We start from the raw sequence: 8,566 nt of genomic DNA, 5'->3' as shown, positions 1-8,566 counted from the left end.
GGTCAGAAGGGCAGGCCGGGGATGCCCGCGCCACCGCCGCCGAGGCCCTGGGCGAGGGGGCCCAGTTTCTGCTGCTGGAGGGTCTGGGCGTTCTCGTTGGCCGCCTGGACGGCCGCGACGATCAGGTCGGCGAGGGTCTCGGTGTCCTCCGGGTCCACCGCCTTGGGGTCGATCTTCAGGGCACGCAGTTCGCCGGAGCCGTTGACGGTGGCCTTCACCAGGCCGCCGCCCGACTGGCCGTCGACCTCCGTGCGCGCGAGCTCCTCCTGTGCCCTCGCCAGGTCCTGCTGCATCTTCTGGGCCTGCTGGAGCAGCTGCTGCATGTTGGGCTGGCCACCACCGGGGATCACGTTCAGCTCCCTCGCACGAGTACTTGCGGAGGTCCGCGGGGACGGCTCTCTGGACGCCCCATGGACCAACTTGCGGTCGCAACGAGCCTACGTGGTCGGCACGGCCTCTGCCGCGCCACTCTTTCGAGTGAGTCGGCGGGGATTCGTATATCCGATCAAGGGCATCTTCCAGGGGATAAGCGGCGAAAGCACCATCTTCGCCACCCATTGGGCGGTAGGAAGGGTCCGGCCGCGTCAGGGTGGTGCGTGAGCGCCGTACGTACGTAGGGAGTGCCGGGTGAGCCAGCCGGAGATGCAGCCCGAGGGGGGACCCCAGGACGGGCGGGGTGAGGGGTCCGGGCTGTGGGCGGAGCCGTGGACGGCGGCGACCGGACCGTGGATCGGGGATCTGGCCGGGCGGCCGTTCCCGCAGGGGGACTGGGGGGCGCCGGCGGAGCGACTGGAGGAGCTGTACCACTGGGTGGAGCGGGCGGCGCTGGAGACCGCCGCGTGGTATCTCGCGGACCGGGTGTGGAAACGGCTGGCGGCCCGGGTGCTGCGGATCGGGGCGGCGACCGGGGCGCTCGTCGGGGCCGCGCTGCCGTTGCTCGACCTCACCGGGGCGGTGGGCGGGGTGGCCCCCTGGGGGTATCTCGCGCTGCTGTCGTGTGTGGGGTGCGTGGCGGTGGATCGGTTCTTCGGTGTCACCTCCGGGTGGATGCGGGACGTCGCCACGGCCCAGGCGGTGCAGCGGCGGCTGCAGATGCTGCGGTTCGACTGGGCGTCCGAGAGCGCGCGCGAGGTGCTGGGACCGGCCGAGGGGACGGCCGGGGAGGCCGCCGAGCGGTGCCTGGGGGTGCTGCGGCGGTTCTCCGAGGACATCACGGAGCTGGTGCGGGCCGAGACGGCGGACTGGATGCTGGAGTTCCGCACGGGGGCGGCGCCCTTGGGGGTGCGGGCGGGGGGATCCGTCTCACGACCGGAGGGCGCGATGAACGGGCGGGTGCCGTTGCCGCCGGGGGCTCGGCCGAACATGCCTCGCCAGCGGCCGCCGGAGGCGCGGTAGACGGGGGCGCGGGTGCCGGAGGCGCGGCACGCGGAGGCGCGGGGGCCGGAGGCGCGGCACGCGGAGGCGCGGGGGCCGGAGGCGCGGCACGCGGAGGCGCGGGGGCCGGAGGCGCGGCACCCGGTGGCCACACCGCACCCCGGTCGCCCCGCCCCCGGTCACCCCCTACCCCGGCCGCCCCGCTCAACCGGTCGCGTCGTCCCTCGCTCGCTCGTCGCACAGTCTCGACCCCGTCGCCGTCTCGCACGGCACGTGTCCGTGGTTGCGGATGACGCTCTGGGCGGTGCCGCGGCGGATGTGGGCGAGGAAGCTGTCGGCGAGGGAGTTGGCGGGGGGTCGGCGGTAGGTGTAGGCGTACTCGGCGCCGTAGTACGGGTAGGTGGCGTCGCCCTTCTCCAGGGTCTCGACGGAGGCGGTGCGGCCGTCGAGGGCGAGGCGGCGCAGGCCGGGGCGGCGGGTCGTGAGGGTGAGTTCGCTGTAGCCGATGGCGCCGGGGAGCGCGGCGACCTTGGCGAGGACCTGCTCGGTGGAGTCGAGTTCGCAGCGGGTGACGCGGGCGGTCGCGAGGTCGTCCCGGCGGCAGTCGAGCGAGGTGCTGGCGACCTGCTCCCAGCCGCCCAGCACGGTCCGCTGGAAGACCTGCCGGGTCCCGGAGTCGGCGTCCCGGCTGACGAGGACGACGGGGATGTCGGGGAGGGAGGGGTCCAGCTGTCTCCAGCGCGTGATCTCGCCCCGGTAGACACGGCGCACGTCGTCGACGGTGAGGGTTCCGCCGCGCGGACGGATGCCGTCGTTGACGACGAGCGTGAAGACGGACAGCGCGACCCGGTGGCCGACCAGTTCGGGCGCCGCGCTCGTGCTCGGTCCGTCGGAGAACGCGATGACCGCCGGGGAGCCCTTCTTCGATCCGGCGCCCAGCGCGGCGAGTTCGTTCACACCCGCCGAACTCCCCCGCGCGTCCACCCGGATCTCGGCGCCCGCGCAGTCCTTCTCGTACTCCTGCGCGAGCCCGCGCAGCACCGGCGCGAACGCGGTCGACCCGGTGAGCGTCAGCTCTCCCGACGCGCACTCGACGGGCGGCGGGGTGTCGTCCCGTACGACGACGAGCGCGGCCAGCGCGATCACGCACAGCGTCAGCATCACGGTGATCAGCCGGGCCGCACGGCTGAACAGCGGCGGCTTCTCGTCGGGCGTCGCGCTGCGGTTGGGGTGCACCTCGCCGTCGCGGATGCCGCCGATGAGCCGGATCGGGCTGTCGACGTCACCTCCGGCGAGGAGCACGAGCAGCTTGAAGTGGTCACCGCGGTTGAGGGGGACGCGGGGGATGCGGAGCACGCCGTCGCGGTAGCCGAAGCCGGCGGCCGGGGTGAAGTGGTCCATCAGGTGGTCGGTGCCGGGCGGCTGGGTGACCGAGACGCCCCGGATGACGCGGCCACTGAACACCGCGGTGAGGCCGTGCAGTTCGCGTCCGGTGTAGTCGTTGTCGGCGATGCTCTGCGAACCGTCGTTCTCGACGCGCAGCAGGACCAGGGTGGCGTCGGACATGTCCGGGGCTTCGTCGAACAGCCCGAGCCGGACGTTGGCCCGTCCCGAACGCACGTCGTGGCCTATGGGGTTGTCCATCTGCACGCGGTAGCCGATCCGCTTGCGTCTGGGCACCCTGCGCTCGTACCAGACCATCACGGCCGACGCCACGACACCGGCCACGGCGGTCGCCACCGCCACCACGTTCTCCGCGCTCAGCCACTCCTGCATCCGAGCCACTCCCCCGAGCTTCACGCTCCGCAGTCAAGCGGGGACACGGTACGGCCGGGGTGGAAACGGAGCGCGGACAATCCGGGTACGGGGCCGGAAGTTCAGCGGAAGTCAGCCGGGCGGCCCCGATCCCCTCTGCTCTAGTGGCTCCCTCGGCTCCAGCGCCCCTTCGGCCCCTTCGGCCCCTTCGGCCCCTTCGGCTCAGTCGGCCTTCGTGTACGTCACCGCCTTGCCCGCCGTGTCGACGCGGCGGAGCTGACCGCCGGGCAAAAGGGTGACGGTGGTGGCGGCGCCGGGGGAACAGGACTCGGCCGGTTCGCCGGTGGTGACGGTGGAGGGGCCGATCCGGAGCGGACCCTCGTCGTCCGGTTCGTCGGTGAGCGCCGCCTCGAACACGCAGTGGTACGTGCCGCCGCCTTCGAGCGGACCGTCCGCCGTGAGCGAGAGCACCGTGTCGCCGACCTCGCCCTGCTGGATGACGAGTTGACGGGTGTCCGAGCCGCCGGAGCCGTCGAGGGTGGCGTTCCAGGTGCCGAGGAAGTCCTCCGGGATCGTGCCGGCGTCGGGCGACTCGGTGGTCGGGTCCGGCGAGGTCACGGGGTCCGTGGGCTCGTCGGTCGCCGGCCCCGGGGTCTCGGGCGCGCTCGTCCGCGTGCCGCCCTTCGCGTCGTCCTCCTCGCCGCCGTCGCCGCCCTTCTTCATCAACGCGTACACCGAGCCGCCCGCCCCGAGGGCGACCACCAACGCGACGGCGACCAGCAGCACGGAGGCGCGCCGGCTCCCTCGCTCCGGTTCGGGAGGAACGCCGGGCCCGGGGCCGTAGAGGGGCTCCGGCCCGTACGGCGGGGTCGCGCCCAGCCCCGCCCCGCCGGCACCGTACGGCCCCTGCCCCCCGTACGCCCCGTACGACGCCTGCGGCCCACCCTGCGGGTAGCCGTACCCGGCGGCGGGCTGCTGGGTGTACGGCTGCGGGAAGCCGTACCCGGCGGGCGCGGGCCCCGGGACGTAACCGCCGGGTCCGGGCGGCGCGGTCGGCGGAGGGGGCTGCGATCCGGCCGCCCCCGCGATCCGCGTCGGCATCCGGTCCAACGGCTCCCCGCCCGGCACTCCCGGCGGAGGCGGTACGGCACCCGCGGGCGTGGCGGCGGGGTGCTCGGCAGGAGAGCCGGGGGCCCCGGGAGGCGTCGCCGGCCCAGGCCTCCCGTCCGCGTCCGGGGCTCCGGACGCACCGGAGCCGCCGTACGGGGAATGGGGATCGCCCAGCGGATACACGGGCGGAGCCGACGGCGGCGGCCCCGCGGCCACGGCCGGGAGCACGGATGTGGACTCGGCCGACGGCTGGCTCTGGGCAGCGGCACCGCCCGCCGAGTTCGCGGCGGCGGCCCCCGACGGGCTCACCGACGGGCTCACGGACGGGCTCGCCGACGGAGGTGCGGGCGGAGATGCGGGCGGAGTCGAGGCCGGGGAAGCCGTCGACCGACCACCACCCTCCGGACCTCCCGGCCCCTTGGATCCGCCGCCCGACGCGCCCGAGCCGCCCGCGGCAGCCGCAGCCGCCGCGCCCGCCGCTCCCCCCGGCCCCGTCGCCCCACCAGAACCACCCGTCTCCTCAGGGTCCTGAGGATCCTCGGTGTCCAGCAACCGCACCGCGTGCCGCCCCAGTTGGGCCACCAGGGCGCTCGGGAGCCACGGGTCGCGCGAGCGGCCGGCGAAGACCGTGTCCTCGGCACCGGTGCGCTGCAGGATCTGGGCCAGTGTGGGGCGGGCTGCGGGGTCCTTGCGCAGGCAGTCGCGGACGATGTCGTACAGGCCCTCCGGCAGCCCCTCCAGATCCGGTTCCTCCTGCGCGATGCGGAACATCAGGGCGTGGACCCCGGAGTTGGCGGCGCCGAACGGCAGGTTGCCGGTGGCCGCGTAGGAGAGGACGGAGCCGAGGCAGAAGACGTCGCAGGCGGGGGTGATGCGGTCGCCGCGCACCTGTTCGGGCGCCATGAAGCCCGGCGACCCGACGAGCGCGCCGGTGCGCGTCAGCCCGCCGTCCGTGACGGTCTCCAGCGCCCGCGCGATCCCGAAGTCGATGACGCGCGGCCCGTCGATGGTCACCAGCACGTTGGACGGCTTGAGGTCGCGGTGGATGAGTCCGGCCGCGTGGATGTCCTCCAGCGCGTGCGCGAGCCCCGCCGCGAGGATCCGTACGGACCGCTCGGGCAGCGCCCCGTGGTCCCGGCCGACCACGGCCTGGAGGGACGGCCCGGCGACGTATCCGGTGGCGACCCACGGAATGCCCGCCTCGGTGTCCGCGTCCAGCACCGGCGCGGTCCAGTACCCGCCCACCTGCCGCGCCGCCCGCACCTCCTGCCGGAACCGCGCCCGGAACTCCTCCTGCTCCGCCAGCTCCCGCCGGACCAGCTTCACGGCGACGGTACGGCCGCGCTCGGACCGGGCCAGGTACACGTTCCCCATCCCGCCGGCCCCCAGCCGCGCGAGCAGCCGGTACGCCCCGATCCGCTGTGGATCCCCCGGCCCGAGCTTCTCCATGGCCACCGTCCCCCCGATTCCCCGTGCCGTCCCCGACGCGTCCGTGTCCCCGTACGTACGGGTACGTCGCCTACGTCGGCAACCTCATCAACGTCGTCTACGTCGCGTACGTGCGCAACGGACCGATCGTAGTGTGGCCGTACGGGGAGGCGGATGGGGCGGTGTCTACGGTTCCGTAACAGCGTCCGGTGGCGCCGCGAGGCCGTCCAGGACACCCGACAGCCGTTCGAGCGCCCGCACGGTCGCCGCGAACTCCTCCTCCCCCAACGCCTGAGCGAGGCGGGCGGCCAGGGTCGCGTGCCCCGGGTCGATGCGCTCGATCGCCGCGCGCCCGGCGGGGGTCGGCGTGAGGAGCTTGGCGCGGCGGTGGGCCGGGTTCGGCACGTACGCGGCGAGGTCCCGGTCGACGAGGAGATCGGCGACCCGCTGGACGCTCTGCCGGGTGATGCCCATGGCCCGGGCGACCCCGGCGACGGGCAGCGGCTCGGGCAGCACCGCGCCGAGCACCTGCCACCAGGCGGCCGTGAGCCCCGCCGGGCGCGCCAGCTCGTCGGCGACGGAGAGGAACTGGCCGTTGAGGCGGAAGACGCCGAGGGCGGCGCGGCTGAGGAGGTCCTGCTGCTCGCGGCTCACCGTCCCGCCGCCTCCAGCACGGCGTACGCCTCCGCGTCCGAGTCGTGGAAGAGGCGGTACCAGGCGTCGAGGACCTCGCCCTCGTAGACACCGAGGAGGCGGAGGACCTCGCGGGCGAAGGCGACGGGTTCGGTGGGGCCGGCGGTGACGAGCAGTCCGGAGCCGTCGGTGACGGCGTCCGTGTCCACGTAGTGCTCACCGCCGCCGTAGCCGGTGGCCGCCAGGTAGAAGGGTGCCGCGCTGGTGTGCGCCCGGTCGTCCAGCAGCCCTTCCCGGGCGAGCCCGGCGGTCGCGCCGCAGATCGCGGCGACGGGCACGCCGGCCGCGAGGAACTCCCGGGCCTTGCGGGCGAACGGCGCGAGTCCGTCGCCCGCGTCCCACAGGTCCGCGCCGGTGAGGACGAGCAGCGAGCTGTCCTCGGGCCGCAGCTCCCCCAGCTCCTCGTCCGGCTGGATGCGCACCCCCGCGATCGTCCGCACGGCGGCGGTCCCCGCCCCGACCGTACGGACCTCGTACCCACCCCGAGCGAGCCACGCGGTGGCGAGTCCCGTCTCCCAGTCGGCGTAGGTGTCGTACACGGCGAGATGAACAGGCTTCCGATCAGTCATGACAACATGCTGTCATTTCGACAGCCTCCTGTCAATGAAAGGTGGGCGGAGGGCCCACCGTCCCGGCGACGCAGCCGCTCGCGGCGGGGCGACACACTGTCGTGCCCACCCGACCGCACGCAGACACAAAGCCGATGTCCCCCACCCGCGCCCCACCCCTAGCCTGACCCCCATGACCCCTCGCCCCGACCCCCGGACCGGCGCCCAGGTGAAGGCCACGGACCGCGCGCACGTCTTTCACTCCTGGTCCGCACAGGAACTCATCGACCCCCTCGCCGTCGCCGGCGCGGAGGGCTCCTACTTCTGGGACTACGAGGGCAACCGCTACCTCGACTTCACCAGCGGCCTCGTCTACACGAACATCGGCTACCAGCACCCGAAGGTCGTCGCGGCCATCCAGGAGCAGGCCGCGACCATGACGACCTTCGCCCCCGCGTTCGCCGTCGAGGCCCGCTCGGAGGCCGCCCGGCTGATCGCGGAACGCACCCCCGGCGACCTGGACAAGATCTTCTTCACCAACGGCGGCGCCGACGCGGTCGAGCACGCCATCCGCATGGCCCGCCTGCACACCGGCCGCCCCAAGGTCCTCGCCGCGTACCGCTCGTACCACGGCGGCACCCAGCAGGCCGTGAACCTCACGGGCGACCCCCGCCGCTGGGCCTCCGACACCGGCACGGCGGGCGTCGTGCACTTCTGGGCGCCGTTCCTCTACCGCACCCGTTTCCACGCGGAGACGGAGGAGCAGGAGTGCGCCCGCGCGCTGGAGCACCTGGAGACGACGATCACCTTCGAGGGGCCGTCGACGATCGCCGCGATCATCCTGGAGACCGTCCCGGGCACGGCCGGGATCATGGTGCCGCCGCCGGGCTATCTGGCCGGGGTCAGGGAGCTGTGCGACAAGTACGGGATCGTGTTCGTCCTCGACGAGGTCATGGCCGGCTTCGGGCGGACGGGCACCTGGTTCGCGGCGGACCTCTTCGACGTCGTGCCCGACCTGATGACCTTCGCCAAGGGCGTGAACTCCGGTTACGTCCCCCTCGGCGGCGTCGCCGTCTCCCCCGCCGTCGCCGAGACCTTCGCCCGCCGCCCCTACCCCGGCGGTCTCACCTACTCCGGCCACCCGCTGGCCTGCGCCGCCGCCGTCGCGACGATCAACGTCATGACGGAGGAGGGCGTGGTGACCAACGCGGCCGCCCTCGGCTCCTCGCTCGTCGGCCCGGCGCTGCGCGAACTGGCCGAGCGGCACCCCTCGGTGGGCGAGGTGCGCGGCACCGGCATGTTCTGGGCGCTGGAGCTGGTGCGGAACAAGGAGACCCGCGAACCCCTCGTCCCCTACAACGCGACCGGCGAGGCGAACGCGCCCATGCTCGCCTTCGGCGCCGCCGCGAAGGCGAACGGCCTGTGGCCCTTCATCAACATGAACCGCACCCACGTGGTGCCCCCGTGCAACATCACGGAGGCCGAGGCCAAGGAGGGCCTCGCCGCCCTGGACGCGGCCCTGTCCGTGGCGGACGAACACACCGTGTGAGGCGGTGGGCGTCGGCGGTGCCGGGCAGAAGGGTGAAAACACCTCCGCGAAACCCGAACGCGTAAGGTGACGTGCTCGTAAGAGAACTGAGAGAGCACGCACAGGATGC

Annotated in this window: 7 protein-coding genes; 2 read left to right on the top strand and 5 right to left on the bottom strand. The window is 73.9% G+C overall.

The window, feature by feature from the left end; genetic code table 11:
• Window positions 1-2 precede the first annotated feature (2 nt).
• A complete protein-coding gene (locus RM704_RS43650; protein WP_033524559.1) occupies window positions 3-350 on the bottom strand; it encodes a YbaB/EbfC family nucleoid-associated protein in 348 nt (115 codons plus the stop codon).
• Window positions 351-627: 277 nt separating this feature from the next.
• Here RM704_RS43650 and RM704_RS43645 point away from each other — a divergent pair, with 277 nt between their 5' ends.
• Complete coding sequence (locus tag RM704_RS43645) at window positions 628-1,395, top strand: SLATT domain-containing protein (protein ID WP_033524558.1); 768 nt, start codon at window positions 628-630, stop codon at window positions 1,393-1,395.
• Window positions 1,396-1,578: 183 nt separating this feature from the next.
• On the opposite strand, the gene RM704_RS43640 is transcribed toward RM704_RS43645, so the two are convergent.
• From RM704_RS43640 to RM704_RS43625, 4 genes are all read right to left on the bottom strand, one after another.
• Entirely contained in the window at window positions 1,579-3,150 is a 1,572-nt protein-coding gene (locus RM704_RS43640) for a PstS family phosphate ABC transporter substrate-binding protein (protein WP_033524557.1), read from the bottom strand.
• 201 nt (window positions 3,151-3,351) lie between these two features.
• Entirely contained in the window at window positions 3,352-5,688 is a 2,337-nt protein-coding gene (locus RM704_RS43635; protein WP_033524556.1) for a serine/threonine-protein kinase, read from the bottom strand.
• Window positions 5,689-5,853: 165 nt separating this feature from the next.
• Entirely contained in the window at window positions 5,854-6,321 is a 468-nt protein-coding gene (locus tag RM704_RS43630) for a MarR family winged helix-turn-helix transcriptional regulator (RefSeq protein ID WP_033524555.1), read from the bottom strand.
• Window positions 6,318-6,929, bottom strand: a complete 612-nt coding sequence (locus tag RM704_RS43625) for a DJ-1/PfpI family protein (RefSeq protein ID WP_033524554.1) — start codon at window positions 6,927-6,929, stop codon at window positions 6,318-6,320. The genes RM704_RS43630 and RM704_RS43625 overlap by 4 nt, the downstream gene beginning before the upstream one ends.
• Before the next feature lie 172 nt (window positions 6,930-7,101).
• Between RM704_RS43625 and RM704_RS43620 the strand changes: the two genes are divergently transcribed.
• Complete coding sequence (locus RM704_RS43620) at window positions 7,102-8,457, top strand: aspartate aminotransferase family protein (protein ID WP_033524553.1); 1,356 nt, start codon at window positions 7,102-7,104, stop codon at window positions 8,455-8,457.
• Window positions 8,458-8,566 lie beyond the last annotated feature (109 nt).

The organism is Streptomyces gottesmaniae (genome assembly GCF_031845845.1).
GTDB lineage: Bacteria > Actinomycetota > Actinomycetes > Streptomycetales > Streptomycetaceae > Streptomyces > Streptomyces akebiae.
Note: the sequence above shows the minus strand (reverse complement) of the source record. Positions and strands in the feature narration are given on the sequence as shown.

Excerpts from the sequence above, each read along its gene's own strand:
- RM704_RS43640 (WP_033524557.1), bottom strand. The coding sequence starts at position 3,150 with ATGCAGGAGTGGCTGAGCGCGGAGAACGTGGTGGCGGTGGCGACCGCC.
- RM704_RS43635 (WP_033524556.1), bottom strand. The coding sequence starts at position 5,688 with ATGGAGAAGCTCGGGCCGGGGGATCCACAGCGGATCGGGGCGTACCGG.
- RM704_RS43625 (WP_033524554.1), bottom strand. The coding sequence starts at position 6,929 with ATGACTGATCGGAAGCCTGTTCATCTCGCCGTGTACGACACCTACGCC.
- RM704_RS43620 (WP_033524553.1), top strand. The coding sequence starts at position 7,102 with ATGACCCCTCGCCCCGACCCCCGGACCGGCGCCCAGGTGAAGGCCACG.